The sequence below is a fragment of the Halorubrum sp. LN27 genome (assembly GCF_016635065.1).
Lineage (GTDB): Archaea > Halobacteriota > Halobacteria > Halobacteriales > Haloferacaceae > Halorubrum > Halorubrum salipaludis.
In genome coordinates this window covers 3,047,465-3,070,728 of record NZ_JAEPET010000001.1, presented here as the reverse complement: position 1 = coordinate 3,070,728, position 23,264 = coordinate 3,047,465, and the positions used below count along the sequence as shown (strand labels likewise).

General features: G+C 71.5%; 25 protein-coding genes and 1 tRNA gene. 12 read left to right on the top strand and 14 right to left on the bottom strand.

Features of this window, described 5'->3' with window-relative positions:
- Positions 1-71 precede the first annotated feature (71 nt).
- Positions 72-476, top strand: a complete 405-nt coding sequence (locus tag JIN95_RS15220) for a universal stress protein (RefSeq protein WP_200532016.1) — start codon at positions 72-74, stop codon at positions 474-476.
- A 52-nt stretch (positions 477-528) separates the two neighbouring features.
- Here the strand turns inward: JIN95_RS15220 and JIN95_RS15215 are convergent, their stop codons facing one another.
- The 4 genes from JIN95_RS15215 to JIN95_RS15200 all read right to left on the bottom strand — a co-directional run bounded on the left by JIN95_RS15215 (position 529) and on the right by JIN95_RS15200 (position 4,693).
- Positions 529-1,749 carry an HD domain-containing protein gene (locus JIN95_RS15215; protein WP_200532015.1) on the bottom strand — a complete coding sequence of 407 codons (1,221 nt, stop codon included), beginning with the start codon at positions 1,747-1,749 and terminating at the stop codon, positions 529-531.
- A 96-nt stretch (positions 1,750-1,845) separates the two neighbouring features.
- Positions 1,846-2,409: a transcriptional regulator gene (locus JIN95_RS15210; RefSeq protein ID WP_200532014.1), complete on the bottom strand. Its 564-nt coding sequence runs from the start codon at positions 2,407-2,409 to the stop codon at positions 1,846-1,848.
- A 649-nt stretch (positions 2,410-3,058) separates the two neighbouring features.
- On the bottom strand, positions 3,059-4,096 hold the full coding sequence (locus tag JIN95_RS15205) for an NAD(P)-binding protein (protein WP_200532013.1): 1,038 nt from the start codon (positions 4,094-4,096) through the stop codon (positions 3,059-3,061).
- A gap of 96 nt (positions 4,097-4,192) precedes the next feature.
- Positions 4,193-4,693, bottom strand: a complete 501-nt coding sequence (locus JIN95_RS15200) for a universal stress protein (protein WP_095637169.1) — start codon at positions 4,691-4,693, stop codon at positions 4,193-4,195.
- A 377-nt stretch (positions 4,694-5,070) separates the two neighbouring features.
- Here JIN95_RS15200 and JIN95_RS15195 point away from each other — a divergent pair, with 377 nt between their 5' ends.
- Positions 5,071-6,456, top strand: coding sequence for an MFS transporter (locus JIN95_RS15195; protein WP_200532012.1), 1,386 nt, complete (start codon positions 5,071-5,073; stop codon positions 6,454-6,456).
- 28 nt (positions 6,457-6,484) lie between these two features.
- Here the strand turns inward: JIN95_RS15195 and JIN95_RS15190 are convergent, their stop codons facing one another.
- The 3 genes from JIN95_RS15190 to JIN95_RS15180 all read right to left on the bottom strand — a co-directional run bounded on the left by JIN95_RS15190 (position 6,485) and on the right by JIN95_RS15180 (position 10,254).
- Entirely contained in the window at positions 6,485-7,336 is an 852-nt protein-coding gene (locus tag JIN95_RS15190) for a hypothetical protein (RefSeq protein WP_095637171.1), read from the bottom strand.
- Between the two features lie 108 nt (positions 7,337-7,444).
- Positions 7,445-7,780 carry a hypothetical protein gene (locus JIN95_RS15185; protein WP_200532011.1) on the bottom strand — a complete coding sequence of 112 codons (336 nt, stop codon included), beginning with the start codon at positions 7,778-7,780 and terminating at the stop codon, positions 7,445-7,447.
- A complete protein-coding gene (locus JIN95_RS15180; protein WP_200532010.1) occupies positions 7,777-10,254 on the bottom strand; it encodes a penicillin acylase family protein in 2,478 nt (825 codons plus the stop codon). Before JIN95_RS15180 ends, JIN95_RS15185 begins: the two co-directional genes overlap by 4 nt.
- 94 nt (positions 10,255-10,348) lie before the next feature.
- Between JIN95_RS15180 and JIN95_RS15175 the strand changes: the two genes are divergently transcribed.
- The 3 genes from JIN95_RS15175 (at position 10,349) to JIN95_RS15165 (ending at position 12,946) form a co-directional block, all read left to right on the top strand.
- Complete coding sequence (locus JIN95_RS15175; RefSeq protein ID WP_095637174.1) at positions 10,349-11,098, top strand: competence/damage-inducible protein A; 750 nt, start codon at positions 10,349-10,351, stop codon at positions 11,096-11,098.
- 165 nt (positions 11,099-11,263) lie between these two features.
- Positions 11,264-12,031, top strand: coding sequence for a DICT sensory domain-containing protein (locus tag JIN95_RS15170; protein ID WP_095637175.1), 768 nt, complete (start codon positions 11,264-11,266; stop codon positions 12,029-12,031).
- 42 nt (positions 12,032-12,073) lie between these two features.
- Positions 12,074-12,946 carry an SDR family NAD(P)-dependent oxidoreductase gene (locus tag JIN95_RS15165; protein WP_095637176.1) on the top strand — a complete coding sequence of 291 codons (873 nt, stop codon included), beginning with the start codon at positions 12,074-12,076 and terminating at the stop codon, positions 12,944-12,946.
- Positions 12,947-12,977: 31 nt separating this feature from the next.
- Here JIN95_RS15165 and JIN95_RS15160 read toward each other — a convergent pair whose 3' ends face one another.
- Complete coding sequence (locus JIN95_RS15160) at positions 12,978-13,835, bottom strand: hypothetical protein (RefSeq protein ID WP_200532009.1); 858 nt, start codon at positions 13,833-13,835, stop codon at positions 12,978-12,980.
- Between the two features lie 78 nt (positions 13,836-13,913).
- A complete protein-coding gene (locus JIN95_RS15155) occupies positions 13,914-14,852 on the bottom strand; it encodes an alpha/beta hydrolase (RefSeq protein WP_200532008.1) in 939 nt (312 codons plus the stop codon).
- Between the two features lie 140 nt (positions 14,853-14,992).
- Here JIN95_RS15155 and JIN95_RS15150 point away from each other — a divergent pair, with 140 nt between their 5' ends.
- A complete protein-coding gene (locus tag JIN95_RS15150) occupies positions 14,993-16,360 on the top strand; it encodes an MFS transporter (protein ID WP_200532007.1) in 1,368 nt (455 codons plus the stop codon).
- A 554-nt stretch (positions 16,361-16,914) separates the two neighbouring features.
- Here JIN95_RS15150 and JIN95_RS15145 read toward each other — a convergent pair.
- The 3 genes from JIN95_RS15145 to JIN95_RS15135 all read right to left on the bottom strand — a co-directional run bounded on the left by JIN95_RS15145 (position 16,915) and on the right by JIN95_RS15135 (position 18,020).
- Positions 16,915-16,999, bottom strand: a tRNA-Leu gene (locus JIN95_RS15145).
- A 93-nt stretch (positions 17,000-17,092) separates the two neighbouring features.
- Positions 17,093-17,443 carry a ferredoxin gene (locus JIN95_RS15140; RefSeq protein ID WP_095637180.1) on the bottom strand — a complete coding sequence of 117 codons (351 nt, stop codon included), beginning with the start codon at positions 17,441-17,443 and terminating at the stop codon, positions 17,093-17,095.
- Between the two features lie 118 nt (positions 17,444-17,561).
- Positions 17,562-18,020, bottom strand: a complete 459-nt coding sequence (locus tag JIN95_RS15135) for a DUF5796 family protein (RefSeq protein WP_095637181.1) — start codon at positions 18,018-18,020, stop codon at positions 17,562-17,564.
- Between the two features lie 117 nt (positions 18,021-18,137).
- Between JIN95_RS15135 and JIN95_RS15130 the strand changes: the two genes are divergently transcribed.
- From JIN95_RS15130 to JIN95_RS15110, 5 genes are all read left to right on the top strand, one after another.
- Entirely contained in the window at positions 18,138-19,502 is a 1,365-nt protein-coding gene (locus JIN95_RS15130; RefSeq protein WP_200532006.1) for a hypothetical protein, read from the top strand.
- Positions 19,502-19,963, top strand: coding sequence for a hypothetical protein (locus JIN95_RS15125; protein ID WP_095637183.1), 462 nt, complete (start codon positions 19,502-19,504; stop codon positions 19,961-19,963). Before JIN95_RS15130 ends, JIN95_RS15125 begins: the two co-directional genes overlap by 1 nt.
- Positions 19,964-20,066: 103 nt before the next feature.
- On the top strand, positions 20,067-20,663 hold the full coding sequence (locus tag JIN95_RS15120; protein WP_200532005.1) for a hypothetical protein: 597 nt from the start codon (positions 20,067-20,069) through the stop codon (positions 20,661-20,663).
- A 103-nt stretch (positions 20,664-20,766) separates the two neighbouring features.
- Positions 20,767-21,660 (top strand): shikimate kinase, encoded by an 894-nt coding sequence (locus JIN95_RS15115; protein WP_200532004.1) that lies wholly within the window; start codon positions 20,767-20,769, stop codon positions 21,658-21,660.
- Between the two features lie 36 nt (positions 21,661-21,696).
- Positions 21,697-21,990 (top strand): chorismate mutase, encoded by a 294-nt coding sequence (locus JIN95_RS15110; protein WP_095637186.1) that lies wholly within the window; start codon positions 21,697-21,699, stop codon positions 21,988-21,990.
- A gap of 104 nt (positions 21,991-22,094) precedes the next feature.
- Here the strand turns inward: JIN95_RS15110 and JIN95_RS15105 are convergent, their stop codons facing one another.
- Together JIN95_RS15105 and JIN95_RS15100 are read right to left on the bottom strand one after the other, a co-directional pair.
- On the bottom strand, positions 22,095-22,448 hold the full coding sequence (locus JIN95_RS15105; RefSeq protein WP_200532003.1) for a type II toxin-antitoxin system PemK/MazF family toxin: 354 nt from the start codon (positions 22,446-22,448) through the stop codon (positions 22,095-22,097).
- Positions 22,445-22,684, bottom strand: a complete 240-nt coding sequence (locus tag JIN95_RS15100; RefSeq protein ID WP_200532002.1) for a hypothetical protein — start codon at positions 22,682-22,684, stop codon at positions 22,445-22,447. The genes JIN95_RS15105 and JIN95_RS15100 overlap by 4 nt, the downstream gene beginning before the upstream one ends.
- A 231-nt stretch (positions 22,685-22,915) precedes the next feature.
- Between JIN95_RS15100 and JIN95_RS15095 the strand changes: the two genes are divergently transcribed.
- Entirely contained in the window at positions 22,916-23,251 is a 336-nt protein-coding gene (locus JIN95_RS15095) for a hypothetical protein (RefSeq protein WP_095637189.1), read from the top strand.
- Positions 23,252-23,264: the final 13 nt, after the last annotated feature.

Genomic DNA, 23,264 nt, shown 5'->3' with positions numbered 1-23,264 from the left:
GGGAGGCGGTCTGCATCCGAGACCGGAAACGGCCGGCACGATTTATAGGTCCGGTGTCCGAACGGTCGACCATGTACGACGTACTCGTCGGCATCGACAACGCGGAGGACAGCCGGGCGGTCGCGCAGGCGGAGGCGATCGCGGACATTCCGACGGAGGAGGGGGCGGTGACCGCGCACCTGTGTCACGTGTTCCAGGAGAACCCGGAAGGGGCCTCAGTCCACCAGATCTCGGCGGTGCGGCGCGCCCGCGAGGCGCTCGAAGACGCCGGGATCGACTGCGTCCACTACGAGGCGAGCGGCGAGCCCGCGGACGAGCTGCTCGCGGCCGCAGCCGATGTCGACGCGGACGCGATCTGCGTCTCCGGCCGGAAGCGACGCCCGACCGGCAAGGCCGTCTTCGGGAGCGTGACCCAAGACGTGATTCTGGGGACCGACCGGCCGGTGTTCGCGGTTCCGGCGCCGCGAGGCGAGTGAGGCCACGGCTGCACGTCGCCGAACGACTCGCGGCCGCGCGCCGGTCGAGCCGCTACGCCCGCGCGCCGATCCCGCGGAGCCCGAGCACGTCGCGCGCCGCCTCGCCGACCGCGTCGACGTGTTCGGCCGGGCAGTAGACCCCGAGCGTCCAGCGGCGGCGCTCGGCGCTGCGCAGGCCCGCCACCAGCTCGGAGGCGTCCTCCAGCCGCTGGGGGACGCCGTCGACGACGACGGTCGACCCGGACTCCTTTAAGCCGGGGCGAGAGGGCACGTCGACGACGACCTCCTCGCGGTCGAGCCCGACCGCCTCGGCGATCTCGCGTTCCGCCGCGCGCTCCTCCGCGTGTCCGGCGTCGACGGTGCCCGCCGGCACGTCCTCCAACCCGACCCACACCGCCCGCTTGTAGAGGTCGCGCCGCTCGATCCGCTTGCCGAGGGCGGGGACCTCGTTCCGGAGCGCGACGAGGAGGTCGTGGTCGGCCATCCGGCGGAAGTCGGCCGCGTCGGTGTCGGTCTCGTCGAGGTAGCGCTCGGAGGCGCGTTCGAGCATCGCGCCGGCGACCCGCGAGACGTGGTGGCGATAGACGACGGCGTTCATCAGCGACCGGGCGACGAGCAGGCTCTCGGCGGTGGGGACGTTGCCCTCCGCAAGCACCAGCTCGGCGTCCCCGGGATCCGAGGAGCCGACACCGCCCGATTCTCCGTCCCCGGCGAGCCGGAGCTCGTTGACGAGTCTGCCGGTGTCGACCGTGCCGTACGGGACCCCGGTGTGGTGGGCGTCGCGCACGAGGTAGTCCATCCGGTCCACGTCGAGCTCGCCCGAGACGAGCGCGCCCAGCCCCCCCTCGCCCGCGATCAGGGAGGCGACGCGCTCCGGGTCCAGTCCGTTGCGTTCGAGGACCTGACAGACCTCGCGGTCCGCGTCGGTCAGGAGCCACGCGATGTCGTCGTGGTCGCGCCCGGTCGCGCGCCGGATGATCCCCTCGGTCTGGTGGCCGTAGGGGCCGTGGCCAACGTCGTGGAGGAGCGCCGCCGCGCGGACGTGGGCGGCGGTGTCGTCGTCGAGCCCGAGCCCGTCGATCGCGCCGCGCGCGAGGTGGTAGACGCCGAGCGAGTGCTCGAACCGGGTGTGGTTCGCGGAGGGATACACCAGCCGGACGGTGGACAGCTGTTTGATGTGGCGCAGCCGCTGGAAGGCGGGCGTGTCGACCAGCTCGGTCGCGAGGTCGCCGAGCCGGACGTGGCCGTGGACGCTGTCCTTGATCGCCTTCATTACCCGGTGGTGGGCCGCCCGGGAATTGGTCGTTTCGGCTCGGGGTCCGGAGGGGTGCCTGGGCGGCGATACTCGCCGATCGGGCCGTCGTCCGCGCTACTCGTCGACGATCTCGACGCCGAGCCGCTCTTCGAGGGCGCGGACGACGGAGCCGCCGACGCCCGCGGTCGCGGCCCGGCCGTCTTCGACCGCGAACAGGTCGTCCTCGTCGACGTCGAGCTCCTCGGCGAGCTCCTCGACCGTGACCCCGGCGTCCTGCCGCGCCGCCGCCACGTCGTCGCCGTAGCCGGAGACGAGGTACGGGAGCCGGTCGGACTCGTAGTTGGTCCCGCCCTCCTCCCAGTGCTTCGAGTCGCCGGTCGCGGAGTCGTACATCTTCGCCTGCTTGCGGGCGAGCTCCTTCTTCCGGCTCTCGGAACCGCTCGACCCCGCGCTGGCGCCGCCGGAACTCCCGCCGGAGCTCCCGCCACCGCCCGATCCGCCGCGGGAGCCGCCGCTCGGTGCGTTGCCAGCGTCGTCGTGGGGGCGGCAGTCGGAACAGACGAGGAGCTTCGCCCCGGCGACCGTCGCCCGCTTGAGGTCCGTGGTCTCGCGCCCGCAGAGCTCGCAGGCGTCGCCGTCGTCGCCGCCGCCGCCACCGCCCGTCGAATACTTCGCCATACCGGAGTAGTGGACCCCGACCGTTAAAAGGTCGTGGAGGGGCGTCGGTCAATCCGGCGGGTCGGTCGGCGTCGTTCGCTCTCCGGCTCTCTGACCCGATGACGCGATTGACACCGGGAGTGGGTATAGCAAATTGGCTGATCGGTTGTTTATAAGTTGGATTTGGGTGTTGCTGACAGGTGTTTATAAGTGATCGATGTGCCCGCGGTGAAGGCCTCCAAAGCCCCAGCCGCGAGGGGAGCTTACGCTCGCTGCGCTCCTCGGTCGCTCGTTTCACTCGCTCTCTGCGGTGCTTAGCGTCGCCTAAGCTCCCCTCGCGGCTGCCCCTTTGAGTCCCACCCACACCGCAACCGCAGCCTCACGCCTCCCCAGCCTCGTCGCTGGCGCCTTATAAGGCGCCAGCGACTCCCTCGCACGCGCTCCTCACGGCCACCGGTGGCGGCCGTTCGGAGGCGCGCGCCACCGCGTCGTCATTTATAAGCGATCGTCGTCGCTCTTGGCTGTTTAAATACCGTCTCGCCGCTACCGATCTGCAATACCCACTCCCGACATCAATCACCGCTGTTCCTGTACTGATCGCGATCGGACCGTCACAGATCGTCGGCCGGGGAGGTCACCGGTCTCGGGTTCCGACGCCCTCGGCCGCGAGTCAGATCCCGTAGGCGACCCGCTCTCCCACGTCGAGGCCGTTCGCGAGCGCGGCGTGGAGCCGCCCCTCGCCGGCGACCCAGTCGCCGAGGAGGTACAGTCCCTCCCGGCGGGCGGAGTCGATCGGCCCGTGAGCGACCCCTCCTTCCGGCTGCGCGTAGCGCCAGCCTTGGTGATCGGTCCACGCCGGGTCCGCGAGCCGGTCGTCGCCGACGATCTCGGCGGCGTGGTCCGCCAGCGCCGCGACGTTCGCGGCCGGGTCCGCGTCGTAGCGCTCGACCGACCACTCGTGGTTCGCCTGCACGACGAGCAGGCTCTCGCCCGCCGGGACGTGGCCGGGCTTGCACTCCTCCCGGGAGATCCACCCGACGGCGTGCTCCTTGTCGGCGTTGACGAGCCCGTAGTAGGGCACGTCCAGCGCGAATGGGTAGCGGAGCACCGCGGTCCAGACCGTGCGGAACGCCACGTCGCCGACCGCGTCGACGAGCGCCTCCCTGACGGGCGAGTCCCACTCCGCGTCCCGGAGGAGTTCGGCGGTCTGGGGCGCCGGGGGGTTCAACAGGAGGGCGTCGAACGGCCCCCGCGTCTCGCCGTCCGCGTCGTCGACCTCCCACCGGTCGCCGACCCGGCGGACCGTCTCGATCCGCGTCCGGCGGCGGACCGTCGCGTCGGTCCGCCCGAACAGCCGCTTCGCGACCTGGGTGAGCCCCCGTCGGTAGCTCCACTTGTGCTCGTCCGCGTCGCGCCCGGGCGAAACCGCGCCGTCGGCGTCGAAGACGTGGATCGGCTCGGTCACGTCGACGAGCCCCTCGTCGTCGAGCGTCTCCGTGATCAGCTCGACGACGCGCTCGTCGTCCGCCTTCAGGTAGTTCGCGCCGTAGTCGTACGTCAGCTCCTCGTGGCGGCGGGTCGCCGCGCGGCCGCACAGCCCGCCGGACTTCTCGAAGACCGTCACGTCCGCGTCCGGGACCGCGCCGTCGACGGTGAACGCCGCGGCCGCCGCACCCGCGCCCGCGCCGACGATACCGATGTGTGTCACGATCGCGAGAAGGGGTCGCAGTCACTTAATCCGTCGCTCGGCTCGGGGCGGGTCGTCGGTGCCGAGCGCCTCAGCCGTCGGCGGCGCCGACCCGGCTCAGTCGTCGTCGGGACCGACGACCAGCACGGGCGCCGAGGCGCCGCGCTGGACCCGGGTCGGGAGCCGCTCGGGGTGGACGAACCGGTCCAGCCCCGTGCGGCGCGCGGAGCCGACGACGATCAGGTCGGCGCCGTGCGCCGCGGCGAAGTCGAGCACCTCCTCGTGGGCGGTGCCGTAGCGGAACCACTTCTCGACGTCGACCCCGGCGTCCGCCCCGCGCTCCGCGGCGTCCTCGACCAGGCGCTCACCGGTCCGTTCGCGCCGCTCGACGACCACGTCCCACTCCTCGGCGACGTCGACGACGTACAGCGCGTCGACCGCCGCGCCGTGGGCCGCCGCGAGGTCGATCCCCGTTTCGACCGCGGCCCGCCCGGCGTCGTCGTCGCGAGTGACGACGAGGACGCGCTCGAAGCGGCCGGCGGCGGGCGACGCGTCAGCGTGCTGCTCGGAGGAGTGCGGCTCTGTGGCGTGCGGTTCGGTGGTCGTGTCGGCGGACATGGTTGCGTGCTCCCGGCGACCCGGTACCGGATCGCCGCGTTCTCGATACCACGTTGTGCGGGCCGCCTCTTAACGATTTTCGACAGTATAGACGATTATCATTATTCATCCGCAAACAAGGGATCTCTGTCAAGGGAACATCGGTTTAGATCGACAAACGATTTCCGCGACGCCGATATCGTGATCTATCGTGATCGAAATTTCCGGCCGTCCGAGACCGGTTCGGCCCCGCGCGTGGAGGCAAGAACCTCCCCGACGGCGCGTTTTATTCCCGCGTGCCGACAGCGTCGGAACACGAACCGCCGGTCCGGCGGCCGGGCCGGTCCCCGAGGCTCACATGACCCACGACACGACCGGACCCGCGATCGACGGTGACGATGGCTGACGACGGCGACGGCCCGACGAGGGGCTCCGGCGACGGCGACGGCGACGGCGAGGGATCGCCGGGGAGCTCCGATAGCGAGGACGGGGGCGTCGACTACGCCGGACGGGCCGCAGAGGTCCTCGGCTTCTCCCGCTGGTGGCAGATCGTCGCCGCGGCGGGGATGATGGCGGCGGTGAGCCCCTACCAGTACGTCTGGTCGTCGATCGAACAGCCGCTGGCCGAGAGCCTCGACATCGCCCTGCCGGCGCTCGGCGCGGTGTTCTCCTTCTACGTGGTCTTCCAGTCGCTCTCGCAGTTCCCCGCCGGGAAGTGGCGCGACAGCCGCGGGCCGGGCGCGCTCACGTTCCTCGCGGCCCTGCTCGCCGGGGGCGGGTACGTCGGGCTCGCGTACGCGACGACCCTCTGGCAGCTGTACCTGCTGTACTCGCTCGGAGCGATCGGCGTGGGGATCGTGTACACGGTCGCGGTCAACACCGCCGTCAAGTGGTTCCCCGACCGGACCGGCCTCACCACCGGAATCGGGACGATGGCGTTCGCCGGCGGGAGCGCGCTCGTGGTCCCGTACGTCCGCGCGAACGCGACCGTCGCCGCCTACAGCGACGTGCTCCGGAACGTGGGGCTCGCCATCCTCGTCGTGACGCTCGTCGGAGCGTACCTCCTGCGGGACCCGCCGGACGACTGGCTCGGGCTGGAGGACCGAGAGGAGGAGGGAGCGAACGGAGGGGGAGACGACGACCTCGCGGCGTCGCTCCGCGGCCGCGCGTACACGACCCGCGAGATGCTCTCGACGTGGCAGTTCTGGCTGCTGTACGCGATGTTCATCGCGACGGCCGGCGCCGACCTCGTCGTCATCGCGAACGTGGTCCGGTTCGCGGAGCAGTTCGGGCTGGCGGCGGTCGTCGCGACCGCGTCGGCGACCTTGCTTCCGGTCGCCGCCGGCGTCTCGCGGATGGTCCTCGGCGAGGCCTCGGACCGGTTCGCTCGCAAGCGGGTGATGGCCGTCTCGTTCGTGCTCGCCGGAGCCTTCCGGCTGGCGCTCATCGGGGCCGGGTCCTCGGGCTCCGGGATCGCGTTCGTCGGGCTGGTGATGGCCGCGATGTTCTTCTCCTCGCCGCTGTACGTCTACTTCCCCGCGCTGCTGGCCGACTACTACGGCGCCGCCAACTCCTCCGGCAACTATGCGGTCCTCTACACCGCCAAGGTCGGCGGCGGCGTGTTCGCCGGCACCGTGACCGGCTACCTCGTCGCGACCGCCGGCTGGGTCCCGACGTTCGCGCTCGGCGGGGGGCTCGCGATCGCGGCGGGGCTGGCCGCGCTCCTGCTCCGACCGCCGAGCGGCTCCGGGCTGGAGACGGAAGGGGCGACCGCGGCGGAGTAGGCGGCGGACCGCCGGCTCGGGCGGCCTCTTACGCCTCAGCCATCGCGCGTTCGACCCGGCGCTTCAGGTCGTCGAGCCGGTCGCCGACGGCGCCGACCGTCGCCAGCACGGGATACGTCGCGGAGAGGTCCTGATAGAGGTACGTCGGGACGTCGAGGTCGTCCCCGATCGCAAGCTCGCGATCGCGGGAGGCGAGCTCCCGCTGCCGGCGCGCGGCGATCCGGTCGCAGTCGTCGAGGAGGGCCTCGGTCCGTGCCCGGTAGGCGTCGAGGGTCCCGAACCCGTCCCGAGAGAAGTCCGTCCGCGCGGTCGACGCGACCTCGCTCCGGATCGGGGCGAGCCGGGAGGCGGCCCGCTCGACCGACTCCGCCTCCGCCTCGACGGTGTCGCCGAACCGCTCGCGCTCCTCGACCGCGGTCTCGGCCGCGTCGATCAGGGACCGCTTGCACTCGGCGTGGAACCGCGACCCGCGGGTGAGCGCGTACGCGATCTCCGGGCCGAACTCCTCGGCGACGCTGCGCTCGTAGGTGTCGTCGTACTCGGCCTCGTAGTGCGGGACGGACATCACCGTCTCACGGTAGGCGTCCCTGACCGCGACGAGCCCCGATCCCGCGGGCGGCCCCGAGCCGCGGGACCCGGCGGCCGCGGCGGCTCCGACCGCCCCGAACTCACCGGCGATCCCGGCTCGGCCGGCGTCGGCGACCGGTCCCGCCCCGCCGTCGGTCCGGATCGGCTCCGACGGGACGGACGCGACGCGCCCCCGAAAGGCGCGGAACGCCTCGCGCTCGTCGGCGATGCGCCGGCGCTCGACCCGGAGCGCCTCCCGCGCGTCGTCCAGTAGCCCGCCGTCCCGGTCCGCCGGCTCGGTCGTCGTTCCCATACCGTATCGGTCGCGGGTGGCGCTCGTAAACGCTTATAATAGGGGTACCGGACGCGTGGGACCGGTATAGTGGGATCAATAGGGCTCCGGAGACGCCGCCGACCGGAGCTAGGCGACCCCTCTCGCGAGCGACCCGAGCAGCGGGAGCCCGAGGGCGCCCGCGGCGGTGACGTAGACGGCGGGGCGCATCCCGGCGACGAGCGGGGCCGCGGACCCAAGCGCGACGGTGAAGGTGACGAGCGCGAGGGCGCCCGCCGCGAGCGCGTACGCGACGCCGCGGCGGAACGACGGGGCCACGAGCGCCGCCGCCGCGCCGGCCGCGACGAGCCCGAGCCAGTGGACCGACGCGAGGGCGACGCCGCCGATCAGCGCGACCGCGAGGGCGACGGCGTGGGGCCGGGATTCCGTCCGGATCCGGGCGAGCGCGGCGCCGGGCTCGCTCACGACGAGTCACCCCTGAACGCGACCGTCTCGCCGGTCCCGTCGCCGGCGGTCCTGTCGCCACCCTCGCCGGCGCTCGGCCCCTCGCCGAGAGACATCGGCTTCTGGTCGTTCTCCAGCCACGCCCGGAGCTGGTCGTCGTAGTGCTCGGAGAAGTAGTCGCCGGAGTTCCCGCCGGGGATCACCGCCGTGGCGTCGGTCCCCGGGCGGACGACCATCCGCCAGCTCGACCCCACCGCGGAGTCGACTCGGTAGTTCATCACCGTAGCTCGGGAGCCGTCGGCCGGGAGCGCCTCGTAGTTTAAGAAGGGCGCCTCGCCGCCCAGCGGGTGAGTCACCGACCGCGTCGTGTTCCAGTCGCCGTACGTCTCCCAGCCGGCCTCGCGGATCTCGGCGGCCGCCTCCTCCAGCGCCGCGACCATGGTCTCCGCCCGCGAGCGCTCGGCGAACACCGGATCGTCGCCGGAGAGCGTCGCGAGCACCCAGTCGTTCGGGTGGTACGTCTCGTCGAGGTCGACCCCGTCGAACGTCGGCCCGAAGGCGAGCCGACGGAACCGGTCGAGCCACCGGGCGAACACGAGCGCGGCGCGGGACTCTCGGTCCATCCGGTACTCCCAGCCGTCGAGGGCCTCGGCCGCCGAGACGGCCGGGCCCGACACGCCGCCGTCGGCGTCCGATTCCGCCTCGCCGCCTCCCGCCGCCTCGACCGCCGCGAGCAGGTCGGGGACGAGCTGGGCCGCGCGCCCGTCGCGAACGTCCCGCTGGAGGTCGCGGTGGAAGGCCGGGTCGGTCGGCCCCTCGGACTCGACCGCGTCGTCGAGGCGGTCGGCGATCCGCACGCCGCGGTAGGGGGTCGCGTACGCGACGCCGACGTAGTGGCGCGGGTCGTCGGTCACGCGCTGGTTCGCGGTCGAGAGCACGTCCGGATCGATCGCGTGCGGCTTCTCCTCGAAGGGGACGAACCCGTCCCACGAGGACCGGCCGAACGGCTCGAACCCCGACCACTCTCCCTCGCCGGCGGAGCCGTCGAAGATCCGGTCGCCGGCGACCGCCTCCCCGTCGATCTCGCGGATCGGGAGCTTCCCGGTCGCGTAGTACATCGTCCGCCCGTCGGCGTCGGCGTACACCAGGTTCTGGGTCGGCAGGTCGAACGAGCGGGCGGCCGCGAGCGCGTCGTCGAACCCCTCGCTGCGCCCCAGCTCGTCGATGGCGACCGTGGTCCGGGTCGCGGTGTGGCCGGTCCAGGCGACGCCGACCTGCCGCCCCTCGCGCTCGATCAGCGGGCCGTGGACCGTCCGTTTGACCTCGATCTCGCGGTCCTCGCCCCCGGAGACGGGGATCGGCCGGGTCTCGGTCTCGAACTCGCGCCACTCGCCGTCGTAGCGGTAGCGCTCGCCCGCCTCGTCGATGTCGTAGCGGTAGCAGTCGAGCACGTCGGCGCCGACGTTGGTGAACGACCACGTCCCGCGGTCGTTGGCGCCCGCGATGACGAACGGGACGCCCGGGAACGTCGCCCCGCGGACGGACCGCTCCGGGGTCTCGACGTGCTGTTCGTACCACAGCGGCGGGGCCGAAAGCGACAGGTGCGGATCGTACGCGAGGATCGGCGTCCCGCTCGCGGTGTGGTCGCCCGAGACGACCCAGCTGTTCGAGCCGACCCCGGTCGGGGACTCGAAGCCGGAGAGCCACGTCGTTAGGTCGGCGTCGACGGGGTCGGCAGCGACCTGCTCCTGACGGGGAGCGACATCCCGCTCCGCGTCGTCGTCGCCGAGCTGCCGCTCGTCGCCGTCGAGGATCGTCGCGTCGTGGTCGAGGCGCCGCGGGAACAGGTCGGCCGCGCGGCCCTCGCCGAGCCGGTCGGCGACGACCGCCCGGCGGAGCTCGGAGAAGTCCCCGGTGAGCGTCCACGAGATCTGCTTTTCCATCAGCATCGAGTCGACCGGGGTCCACGGCCGCGGCTCGTGGCCGACCAGCGCGAACTCGACGGGGAGCGGTTCGGCCTCGATCGCGGCGTTGACGCCGTCGGCGAACGCCTCGATCGGCGGCCCGGCGGGGGTCTCGCTCACGAGGTCCCACGTGGCCTCGGCGGCCTCGGCGAACCCCATGGCGAGGTGGAACTCGTCGCTCTCGACGGTCGACGCGCCGACCGCCTCCGAGAGCCGCCCGCGCATGACCCGCCGCTGGAGGTCCATCGCGAAGAGCCGGTCGAACGCCTGCAGGTAGCCGACGGCGAAGTACGCCGCGCGCTCGTCGTCGGCCGCGACGTGCGGGACGCCGTACCCGTCCACCCGCACGTCCGCGTCGCCGTGCGGGCTCTCGACGGTCTCGGGGAGGGACCGGTCGGCCGCCGCCCACGCGTCGCCCGAGAGTGGCGCGAACGAGTCGAGCAGGTCGGACGCGGCGGAGACCGCGATCCCCCCGGTGCCGGCGGCCAGCGCGGCGGCGAGGACGGCCCGGCGCGTGGTGTCGTTCGTCACCTCGTGACCGAGTCGTCGATTCCTAATCATTATTCCGGTGGATTCCGCGGCCGACGGGAAACGCACATCCGTGCGCCGCCCCTGCGATCCGGTAATGGAGGTCGCGCTGATCACGGTCGGCGACGAACTGCTCGCGGGCGACACGGTGAACACGAACGCCAACTGGCTCGCCGCCGAGCTGAGCGACCGCGGCGTCGCCGTGACGCGGATTCTCTCCGTGCCCGACGACCGCGCCGTCGTCGCGGAGCACGTCGGAGCGTACGCCGACGCGTTCGACGCCGTGATCGTCACGGGCGGGATCGGCGGGACGCCCGACGACGTGACGATGGAGGCGGTCGCCGACGCGTTCGACCGCGATCTGGCCCCGACCGACCTGACCCGCGAGGCGGTCGAGCGGCGGCTGGCCGAGATCCGCGAGCGGATCCCCGACAGCGACGTCGACGTTGACGTCGAGGCGGAGGCCGCGATCCCGACCGGGAGCCGCCCGCTCTTAAATGATCCCGGGCTCGCGCCGGGCTGCGTGATCGAGGGCGTGTACGTCATGCCGGGGATCCCCGAGGAGCTGCGGGCGATGTTCGAGTCCGTCGCCGACGAGTTCGCGGGCGACCGGCGGTCGCGGTTCCTCTACACCGTCGAGCCCGAGTCGGACATCGTCCCCGCGCTGGAGGCGGCGGGCGAGCGCTTCGACGTCGCCGTCGGCTGTTACCCCGACCGCGAGGCGGAGCACAACCGCCTGAAGGTGACCGCGACCGACGAGCGCGCGCTCGACGAGGCGACGGCGTGGCTGCTGGCGAACGTCGACGCCAGCGAGACGCCGGTCCATCGCGACTGGGGCGACGAGTGACGGTGCGGGGTTTATCACTGCTGGCGACGCTACGGTAACGCGAACCGTTCGCAGGACCACCATGCCAACCATTACCACTACAGGAGCGGGCGACGCGACGGAGGACGCGCAGACGGAGGCGACGGCGGCGTCGCCGGAGCGAGGTATCTCCTCGAACGCCGCCCGATGACGGATTCGTTGCGCGGCTTCTTCGACGATATCGACGCCCCGAGCCGGTCGCTCGTGGTCGTCAACCGGACCGAGCCCGACCCGGTTCGGAACCTCCTCGACTCCCTGCTCGACGGCCAGTCGGTCGCGATCAGCGAGCGCGACATCCCGGACACCGACGAAGACCTCGTCCTCCTCGTCGAGGACGGCGAGGTGATCGCTCGCTCCACGCTCGACGAGCTGCTCGACTCGGTCCTGTTGATCAACTCCGACCTGTACAAGACCGGCGCGATCGACCTCGACGAGGTCGAGCTCCCGGACGTGCTCGCCGGGCTCGACGAGGTCCCCTTCCGGCTCCGCGGCTACCCCCACTCGAACAAGGAGAAGCTCCTGTTGATCGTCGTCTCCCGCGTCATCGAGCGCATCGCGGCCAAGGCGGGCGGGGGGACGCTCCGGGCGTCGTTCCAGCGCCTCTCCCGGCTGCAGGACGAGCGCGGAACCCACGAGGTGTACCGGGTCGTCGGTAGTCGCGGCGTCGACGTCCACGTTTACGGGATCGGGGACGCGGACCCGGCGGCGACGCTCCCGGTGACCGTCCACCGTGGCCGGTCCTACCCGTACCGGCGGTCGTGGTTCGTCGTCTACGATCCGCCGCCGGAGGCGGAGACGGACCGCCACGCCGCGCTCGTCGCCCTCGAGGACGAGCCGAACGTGTGGGACGGGTTCTGGACGTTCCGTCCGGCGCTGGTCGACCGGATCGAGCAACACATCGCGACCGCGCTCTGAGCGCCGACAGAGCTACCCCGCTCGCGCGCCACCGTCCGACCCGTGCCCCCCACCGACCTCACCGACCGCGTGGTTGTCCTCACCGGCGCGACCAGCGGGATCGGTCGCCGCGCGGCCGCGACGCTGGCCGAGCGCGGCGCCACCGTCGCCGCCGTCGGGCGGGACCGCGAGCGCGGCGCGACGCTCGCCGCCGAGAGCGAGGCGGCGGCCGGGACGGTCCGGTTCCACCGCGCGGATCTGGCGACGCAATCCGCCGTGCGCGACCTCGCCGCCGACCTCCGTGACTCGTACGACCGGCTCGACGTGCTCGCGCACAACGCCGGACTCTCCGCGGGAGCGCGGACGGAGACCGCCGACGGGATCGAACTCACGCTCGCCGTGAACCACCTCGCGCCGTACCTCCTCACCCGCGAGCTGTTCGACCGGCTCGCGGCATCGGCGCCCGCCCGCGTCGTCGTCACCGCCTCGGACCTCCACCGGCGCGCGACCCTCGACTTCGACGACCTCGAGATGGCCGCCGACTACGACCCTCTGGAGGCGTACGCCCGGTCGAAGCTCGCGAACGTCGCGTTCACGCTCGAGCTCGCCGACCGGATCGGAGCCGACGCGGGGGTCACGGCGAACTGCCTCCATCCGGGGTTCGTCCCCTCGACGAACCTGTTCCGCGACGCCGCGCTCCGGACCCGCCTCGCGGTCCGAGTCGCCGGCCTCCTCCCCGGCGTCGGGACGACGCGCCGGGCGGCCGCGGAACGCCTCGTGCGACTGATCGCGGCGTCCGAGTACGGCGAGCAGACCGGGCGCTACGTCGGCGAGGAAGAGTTGACCCCCGCGGACGAAGCGAGGGACCCCGAGACCCGAAAGCAGCTCTGGGCCGTCAGCGCCGACCGCGTCGGGGTCGACCCCGACTGGCCGTGAGTCGGCGACCGACTCACCGGTCGGCGGGTAGCTACCACTCCACGTACGCGAGGTACGCCGCGCCCTCGTACTCCAGCAGCCACGTCCCGTCGAAGTCGTCCTCCCGGATTGCATCGTGGTCTCTGATCCGGTCGACCACCGAGCGGAAGGCGTCGTCGTCCTCGAAGTACGCCCCGTCGATCGACTCCTCGACGACCTCGCGCTCGGCGTCCGAGAGCCCCGCGAGCACGAACAGGTACCGGTCTCGGACCCGGTCCGCGAACGTCTCCACGTCGGGGGCCACCTCGCTCGCCTCGTACCGATACTCGGCCTCCGGGGCGGTCCGCGAATTGACCGCGACCCGGTACCGCTCCCCCCCGTAGACGAGCACGTCGTACTCCCGATCCGGCACGAACACCGAGTCGTTCCCGACCTCCTCGGCGCTCCCGTAGTCGACGCCGATGTCGTAACCGTCCCCGAGCGGCGGGTCGGCCTCGGTGACGATCCGTTCGAGCCGCTTCCTGTCCGTCTCCGGGAGGTCGTCGAACGCGATCTCGCCCAGCTCCGGCGTCGTGTCCTCCGGATCGAGGTCGAGGAGCACCTCGTACACCGTCACCTCGCTGCTCGCGACCCGCGTCTCCGTGACCTCGTAGAACGCGCCGTCGACCCGGACGGTGTCGGTGCGGTCGAACAGCTCGTACCGTCCGCGACGCGTGGCCGTCCCGTTCTCGATCGCCGACGCGACGACGTCGTACTCCTCCGAGTCGGGATCGGCGTTCATCGACACCTCGTCGGCGACGTCGTCGTCGGTCGCCTCGCTCAGATCGAGGACGACGGAGGGGTGGCCGCAGCCGGCGAGGACCGTCGCCGCGCCGGTCGCGAGGGCCGCGAGGAGGGACCGTCGGTTCATGGGGGAGAATGACGGGCCCCGATAATAAACGACCCCGTAGGACAAACGATCGCCGTCGCCTCGCTCCCCGCCCCCTCGCTATCCGTCCGCCCGAACCGCGCCCGCGAGGTCGTCGGCCACGTCCGCGACGGCCTCGGTCGCACGGTCCACCTCGCGGAGCGTCATGAACCCGTGCACCTGGTCCGCGTAGTTCTCGTAGCGCGTCGGGACGCCGTCCCGGACCAGCTGTTCGGCGTACGCCCGCCCGCCGTCGCGGAGGGGATCGAAGCCGGCGGTGACGACGGTGGCGGGGGCGACGCCGGACACGTCGCCCGCGTTCGTCGGGTCGGCGTAGGGGTTGCGCTCGTGGATCTCGTGGTCGTAGTAGCACTCCCGAAACCACTCCAAGTCGGCCTCGTCGAGGACGATGCCGGCGTGCTCCTCGACCGACGGCTGGCCACGCTCGACGCCGACGGCGGGGTACAACAGCGCCTGATACGCGATCTCGGGGCCGTCGCGCTCGGCCGCCATGAGCGCGGCGGCGGCCGCGAGCGCGCCCCCGGCGGAGTCGCCGGCGACCGCGACCCGACCGGTCCCCGCAACCGCGTCCGGGTTGGCGGCCGTCCACTCGACCGCCGCGTACGCGTCCGCGACCGCCGCGGGGAAGGGGTTCTCGGGCGCGAGCCGGTAGTCGACGGAGAGGACCGCGCAGCCGCTCTCCCGCGTGAGGTGGCGACAGAGCCAGTCGTGGGTGTCGACGCTCCCCAGCACGAACCCGCCGCCGTGGAAGAACACCACCGTGGGGAACGGGCCGTCGGCGTCGGGCAGGTACAGTCGGGCGTCGAGGTCGCCGGCCGGGCCGGGGACCGTCCCGTCCACGGTCTCACCGACCGGGGGCGGGTTCCGGTTTTGAAGCCGCGTCACCGGCCCCGTGAGCAGCCGCGCGAGCTTCAGCCCCCAGCGGCTGTGGGGCAGCGGGAACCGCTCCTGGCGCTCGATCGCCGCCTTCGCCTGCGGATCGATCTCGTCGGCGTGCATGGTCGACCCTGTGGCGAGCCGGGAGTAAACGTTGGGGACGGTGCGGGTACGGGTGCACACTGAGGAGCGATCGTGGGTACCTATTTGTCGCCGCGGGCGAACGCACAGACACGAGCAGTCAGCCGCCTCTCAGTCCCCCGATGAGCGAGACAAAATCGACCCCAGACCCGGAGGAGACCAGCCCGCTGGAGACGTTCCGACAGTTCTTCGCGTTGGAACGGGACGTGCTCGCGGTGTCGCTGGCGATGTTCGCGTTCAGCCTCGGCTTCCAGATGACGAACCGGTTCCTCCCGGAGTACATGGTTGCGCTGGGGGCGTCCGGGTTCGTCGTCGGCCTGTTTGGGACCTTCGGCAACGTCATCTCCGCGCTGTACCCGTACCCGGGCGGCGCGATCTCCGACCGGATCGGGTCGCGGTACGCGCTGACGGCCTTCGGGCTGATCTCGACCGTCGGCTTCGCCGTCTGGCTGGTCGCCCCGAACGTCGGGGCGATCACGGTCGCCGGCGTGACGATCGAACCGTGGATCTGGGTCTTCGTCGGGCTCGTGCTCGCGCAGGCGTGGAAGTCGTTCGGCCTCGGCGCGACCTTCGCCGTGGTCAAGCAGGCGACAGACCCCTCGCGGCTGGCGGCCGGGTTCGCGAGCACGGAGACGTTCCGCCGCACCGCGTTCCTGATCGGCCCCGTCCTCGCGGCGGTCCTCATCGACCTCCACCCGGCGTTCACCGTGAGCTTCCGGTACGTGCTCGCGGTGGCGGTCGTCTTCGGCGTCGTCGGGACGCTCGTGCAACACGTCCTCTACGACGCGAGCGAGGACACCGTCGGCGGCGGGCGGTTCGAGGGCGTCGCCCAGATCCGACGCGACCTCCGCGACATGCCCGATCCCCTCCGCCCGCTGTTGATCGGCGACACCCTCGTCCGCTTCGCGAACGGGATGGTGTACGTCTTCTTCGTGCTCGTCGTCACGCAGATCTTCTCGGTCGGGCTGGAAACGACGGTCGCGGTCGGCGGGTTCTCCTACCCCCTCGACCTCTCCCCGCAGGCCTTCTTCGGCTACCTGCTGGGCGTCGAGATGGTCGTCGCGCTGCTCACGATGGCCCCCGCGGCGAAGCTGGCCGAGCGGGTCGGGCTCAAGCCGGTCGTCGCGCTCGGCTTCTTCGTGTACGGGGCGTTCCCCGTCGTCCTCGTCTACGGTCCCGAGCTCCTCTCGCCGACCGTCCCGATCCAGTGGGCGCTCGTCCTCGTGTTCGCGTTCTCCGGGCTCCGGTTCGCCGGGCTGCCCTCGCACAAGGCGCTCATCGTCGGGCCCGCGGAGCAGGGCGCCGGCGGCCGGGTCACCGGGACCTACTACCTGCTGCGAAACACGATCGTCATCCCGAGCGCCGCGATCGGCGGCTACCTGTGGGACTTCGTCAGCCCGGAGGTCGCCTTCACCGTCGCCGCCGTCATCGGCGTCGTCGGAACCGGCTACTTCCTCGTCTTCGGCGAGGAGTTCGAGGCGTACGCTTGAGATCGGGGGCGTTTCGATCGACGGCGGGAGTACGTGAATCGTTTCGATGGGTTGGTTGTTTATAAGTCGGATTGTGGTGTTGCTGGCGGGTGTTTATAAGTGATCGACGGCTCCGGAGTGACGGCCTCCAAAGCCCCAGTCGCTGCGGGCGGCGCACGCTCGTTGCGCGCCTCACTCGGTCGCTCACGTTGTTCGCTCCCTCGTTCCGGTGCTTCCGTCGCCTGCGCCGCCCGCAGCGACTGCCCCTTTGAGTCCCACCCAACCGCACAGCACCTCATACCTCCCCAGCCTCGTCGGCCGGCGCTTATAAGCGCCGGCCGACTCCCTCGCGCGTGCTCCTCGCGGCCGCCTCCGGCGGCCACTCGGAGGCACGCGCCGACCGCATCGTTCTTTATAAGTGATCGTCGCCGTCGCTCACGGAGTGTTCGCGACAGCAATGCGGGGGAAGGGATTCGAACCACGGTCGGACGTGCTCGCTTCGCTGCGCGCGACCTCCCTGCTTCGAATCCCTTCTAAGCCGATTCCTGCTGCTCGCGGGTTGCTCGCAGCAGGAATGCGGGGGAAGGGATTCGAACCCTCGAACCTCTACAGGAGCGGATCTTAAGTCCGCCGCTTTTGGCCAGGCTCAGCCACCCCCGCGCGAATTCGGATTCCGGCGGCGGGGTCAAACCCCTTTCGGATGCCGCGGCGGTGCTCTGGATAGCGGGCTCCCACGCGCCCCGTCCGACTCCCCTACCAGTCCACCGACAGGGTCCCGTCCCCGTGCGGATCCGGCGCGATCTCCTCGTCGGTGCGGCGGTCGACGACGTGGATGACGCCCTGGTCCTTCTTGGCGGGACACACCTCGGCGGCCCGGACGTTCTCCGCCAGCTCGTCCTCGCCGATGTAGTACGACCGCGGCTTCGCCATCCCGCTCTGGACGTCCATCACCCAGTTGTCGCCGACCTCGGCGCACTTGCCCGCCCCGAAGCACTTGTTCGCCTCGAAGACGATCTTGTAGGGCTTCTCCTCGATCGGGGGGCCCTCGCCGCCGATGTCGCTCGCGCGCAGCACCTCGCTCTCGGCGTCCGCCTCGTCGCTCATACCCGTGATCGGCGCCCGCCGGACTTTCGTCTGTCGGTCGTTTTCACTCGGCGGGCGGTTCCACCCGGTGATCGGTTTCGTCACCGCGCTCCGCGCCGAGCCCGGTCACCGAGCCCGCTCACCGATGCGCGTCGAGTCCGTCCTCCGGCGCGTCGACGATCTCGTAGCTCCCCTCCGTCCAGCCGTCCTCGACGAAGACGAACACGCGGCCGCCGGCGATCTCGGGGTCGGCGATCACCTCGTTGCGCTGGCCCTCCCGCGCGACGATGACGCCGGGGAACACCTCGTCGCGCTCGCCGTCCTCGACCATGACGCGGCCGACCCCCGAGTCCTCGAGGATCTCGTCGTCGGTGTTGTAGTCGTTGACGTACGTCATCACGCCCTCCGTCTCCGTCGGGTCGGTGACGAGCACGTGCGTCTCCTTGCCGGGGCCGGCGGTCACCGACCCCTCGACGGCGTCCGGGACGCCGCGGTAGAGGGTGGTCCGCCCGTCGAGGTACTCGACGACCACGCCCTCCTCGCGGAGGTCGATCCCGATCGACGTGGGGGGAACGTCGCTGCGTGAGGGTGCTGACATACGCGCCGTTCGGTGCGCGCGCCTCAAAAGGGGCGCGCTCGGCGGTCGCGGCTCGGCCATTCAGAAGCGAGAATCGGGGATGCCACATTTAAGGTCCCTCCGCCGGGAGGGTATGTCATGCAACGGACGCGACGGGGCCTGTTGGGCGTCGGCGCCGCCGCGGTCGCCGGGCTCTCCGGGTGTCTCGGCGTCGAGGGCGTCGAGTACCCCGACGCGGCCTCCGAGGACCCGCCGAACGCGGACGGCGGGGACGGCGACGGCGGAGACGAGGGGGACGGGAACGCGGACGAGCAGGTCGACGGCGACGACGCCGGGCCGGTCGCAAACGAGGCGCTCGCGGCGGCGACGCGACACGTCGTCGACGACGCGGTGTGGTTCGCGACCGAGTACCCGTCGGCGGTCGAGACGTATCGCGCGGCGATCCGCGAGGTCGTCGCCGAGATCGACGACGTTCGGGACGAAGCCGACGCGAACGACGCGGTGACCGTCGAGATGGCCGACCGCCTCGACGAGGCCGGGCGCGCGGCCGCCGACACCGCCGCTGACGCGCTGGAACCGCACTTTCACCCCCGCTCTCGGATCGTCTCGCGGACCGAGCGCCACGTCGAGGAGCTTCGGACGTTCGCCCCCCGCGGCGACGTCGATCGGTTCCTAGAGGAGCTCTCGCGGATGCACAGCAACTTCGCCGCCGTCGGGACCGCCACCTACGTCGACGAGGCGTTCTCGCGCGAGCCGATCCACAACCGCCTCCTGGACCGCCTCCTGTATCCCCTCCCGGACGACCCCGAGGAGCGCCGGCGGGTCCGCGGCGGCGCGTTCGTGGAGCTCGGCCTCGCGAGCCGCGGCTTCTCGGCGTTCTCACACGAGCCGTACGACGACGAGGAGCACGACCGGGACCGGATCCCGAGGATCTACGGGAACGCGTTCGAGGCCGCCCGCCGCGAGGAGCTGCGCGCGCGGCTCGGACCGATACCTCGTTCCGAGGACCGGACCGAGGAGCTGTTCGTCGCGTTCGCGGCGCGCCCCGAGGCCGGCAACCGTCCGAGCGAGACGTTCGAGGGGTGGGCCCACGAACTGGACGGCGTCCCCCTGTACGTCCAGCGGTACCCGGACGCGGCGACAGCGAGCGACCGCCTCGACGAGGCGATCGCCGCCGCGTCGACCGAGGGCCGCGCGCCGATCGACCCCGACGCCACCGCGGCCGGCTCCGACTTCTCCGGGAACGCGACGGCGGGGGAGGGCGGAGGGAGCGACGAGACCGACGGGGAGGCGGCGACGGACGAGGGCCCCACCCGCTGGCACCGCCTCTACCACCACGAGGCCGAGGGCGAGCGGTACGGGTACGACGAGCACGCCGGCGTCCAGTACGGCTATGTCGTGCAGGCTGGCGAGTTCGTGCTCGCGACCGGGTTCTCGGGCGACGCGTGGGAGGAGCGCACCGGCTGGCAGGGACGGCTGGCGGACGGGTGGGCGGTGGTCTGATGGACGGGAACGGAGTCGGGCTCACGGCGGCGGTGTTCGCGGTCGTCGGCGCGGGCGTCGGCCTCGTCGCCGCCGCGACCACCGGGTGGGCGGAGGCCGCGCTCGCCACGGCGGCCACCGGCGAGACCGCGCGGTTCGGCCCGGTGTTCGTCGCGCAGTCGTACCTCGCCGTCACAGCCGCCGCGCTGGCCTTCGCGCCGCTGCTCGCCGGCGTGCTCGGCGTCCTCGTCGGGTCGCGGGCGTACGACGCGCGGGAGGCGACCGTGACCTGCGGGCTCGGCGGCGGACTCGGCGCGCTGACGTACGGGCTGGTCGTCGTCGTCCTCGTCGTCGCGTCGCAGGGCGAGGCGGCGACGCAGGCCCACGGGATCGCGGACGCGTTCGGATCGATTCTCACGACCGCGGTCGTCGCCGCCGTCGTCGGCGCGGTGACCGGCGCCCTCGGGTCGGTGACGGGATAACGATGCGGCCGCGCTCGACTCCCGAATGCCGTTGCGACCGAGGGGCGCACGTCGATCGGCTCCGACGACCACCTTTAGGGCGCTCGCCGACGTGGGTGGACGCATGACGCCCTCGCTCCGCCGTCGACGCCTGCTGGCCGCCGCGGTCCCCGGCCTGCTCGCCGGCTGTCTCGTGGAGTCGAGCGGGGAGGCCGGCAGCTCCGGGGACGGGACGGGGAGCGACGCCGACCGCGAATCGCTCTCCGAGGGCGAGGAGTCCGGGGCTGAGCAGACGGACGGCGAGGAGTCGGACGGGGCGGACGACGACGACGAGGCGGACGGCGCCGAAACCCCCGAGGAGGTCGGCCCCGACGGCTCCGGCCTCGTGGTCACGAACGTCGACGTGCTCGACGTGACCGACGGCGGCTACGAGACGACGGTCGAGGCGCGGCTCACCGTCGAGAACGCCGGGCGGTTCACGTACGGGACCGTCTACTTCCGCGTCGACGCGTACGCGACCCGCCCGAACTCGATCGAGCGCGAGGCGGTCGGGTACGCGTACCACCGCGCGGAGTACTCTGCGGACGACCGGTTCGACGGGGGCGACGACCCGCGGCGGTTCACCGTCGAGATCGACTTCCGGAGCCGGGACACCCGCGCCCGGCCCGATCCCGACTGGTACGAGGTCGACGCCGCGGTCCGGCGCGCCGAGCCGGTCTGAGGGCGCGGGCGCTTCGGCGGGCCGCGCCGCTCCCTCCCCCGACCGCCCCGAGAGACTCGCCGTGATCGCTACCTCTTTGTCCGCGCTCGCGAGCCGTGAGTGCATGGAGGGACGGGCAGCGGCGCTCGGCGCCGGCACCGTGTTGAACGCGCTCGCGACGGGCACCGGCGCGGCCTTCGGCATCGACGTCGAAACGCGCGCGACGGTGACGCTCGACCCCGGCGCCGACGACGTGCGCGGGGAGATCGCCGAGGCCCCCGACGCGGACACCGCCCTGATCGAGCGCTGCGTCGCGCTCGCGACCGAGCGCTGGGGCGACGGCGAGGGCGGCGCCGTCCGGACCGACAGCGACGTGCCCCTCGCGGCCGGCCTCAAAAGCTCCAGCGCGGCCGCCAACGCGACCGTGCTCGCGACCTGCGACGCGCTCGGGCTCGCGGTCGGGGACGACGCGGACGACCCCGCGGTCGACGTGACCCGCCTCGACGCCTGTCGGCTCGGCGTCCGCGCGGCCCGCGAGGCGGGCGTCACGGTCACGGGCGCGTTCGACGACGCGACCGCCTCGATGCTCGGCGGCGTCACCGTCACCGACAACGGCGCCGACGAGCTGCGGTCGCGCGAGGCGGTCGACTGGGACGTGCTCGTGTGGACCCCGCCCGAGCGCGCCTACAGCGCGGACGCGGACGTGGCGCGCTGCGAGGCCGTCGCGCCGATGGCCGACCTCGTCGCCGACCTCGCGCTGGACGGGCGGTACGCCGAGGCGATGACCGTCAACGGGCTCGCCTTCTCCGCCGCGCTCGGCTTCGACGCCGACCCCGCGGTCGAGGCGATGCCCCACGCCACCGGGGTGTCGCTGTCGGGGACCGGGCCGAGCGTCGTCGCCGTCGCGAACCCGGACGACCCCGAGACCGACCTCGATCGGGTCGCCGACGCGTGGGGCGACCGCCCCGGCACGCTGCGACGCACGACCACCAGGAACGACGGGGCGACCGTCGAGTGAGCGTCCGCGAGACACCACACAACAGACACACCCACAATGAGTGACACACCGAACTCCGAGGACCGAAGCCTCGACGAACTGCGACACGAGATCGAGGACATCGACCGCGAGATCGTGGAACTGATCGCCCGCCGGACCTACGTCGCCGACACGGTCGCGGCCGTGAAAGACGAGCGCGACCTCCCGACGACCGACGAGGGACAGGAGGAGCGCGTGATGGAACGGGCCGGCGAGAACGCCGAGCGGTTCGACGTCGACGCCAACCTCGTGAAAGCGATCTTCCGGCTGCTGATCGAGTTGAACAAGGTCGAGCAGCGGGAGAGTCGATAGTCGTCTCAGGATAGTTTTAGACGCTTCATCACCTGATTAGTGATTCGAAAACCGGTCTAGGGAGTTCGCCGTGTTCGGTCGGGGTAGTCGGAAGATGGGCTGACTCAATCTAGCCCGAGACTCAGTTTCAGTGCTTCGTCGACCTCGGCCATGATCGGCTCGCTCAGACTTCCGACAACCGAGTGAATCCGCTTTTCGATAGAGACGACGCGAATCTGGTCGAGACGAACTGATGAGTCCTTCTCGAACGGTGAGCCATCCGCTTCGACCAGCACCTCGAAGGGGTATCCCCGATGCGTGCCTGTCGCGGGAGCAACGATGGTTGTACTGGAGTTTCGATTTCCGATATCGTTTTGCACAATCACCGCAGGCCGGGTCTTCTTCATCTCACGGCCCTCGGCAGGGTCGAGACGGACGATTACGACATCGCCACGCCGAATCTCGGTATCATCGGTCATTCATCGAGTCCGCTCCACGCCTCGTCGGATGCTCCCTTCCACTCCTCCGCGAGATAGTCGGCGCTCTCGGAAGCCTCGCGGTACGCGGCGGCTAATTCGTCCTCGTCAGGTCCGGCAGACTCGACTTCGACGACGGCGACGGTCACGCGTTTGTTCGCGTATTCTGTTCCGAGATAGATACGACCTCGGTCGTCAGTCTCGTTGGTTCGCAGGTCGCGGGCATCCACCTTCGTCATGTTACCCACTACAATCCACTCCTGGATAAGTATTACCCACTATTACCCACGGAGATGCTTTTCCGTCAATGTTCCATAGATTTCGGCGACCTGAGCAAGGGCGGCGGAAGAGTCGGGAGGACGCTACACTCTCGCCCCCGCCCGGCGTTGCTGAGGCGCCTCGCGCCGAGCGCACGCCGTTCGTCTGACTGACTTTTATCTTCCTGACTGTGCTATTACTTACCACGGACAATGGCCTCCGACCCTCCAGCCGAGAGCGCGACGGAGCGACCGGCGTTGCGGTGGTCCGACAGCGGCGGCTCCGCGGCGGCAGGCGCCGAGGCCCGCGGCGACGACCGCACCGAGGGCCCCCGCGACGCGGAGCGAGCGGTCGCCGACGACGACCGCGACGTCGAACGGCTCGAAGCCGAGCTCGAACGCAAAGAGGAACAGCTCCGGTACGTCACCGAACAGTACGAGGAACTGCTGGCGGAGAAGAACGAGCGGCTCGCGGACGACGGCGACGACGACCGGGGGCGGACCACGCTCCGATCGCGGCTCGCCGGATACCTCCCCGACCTTCGGTGACGTATCGATCTCG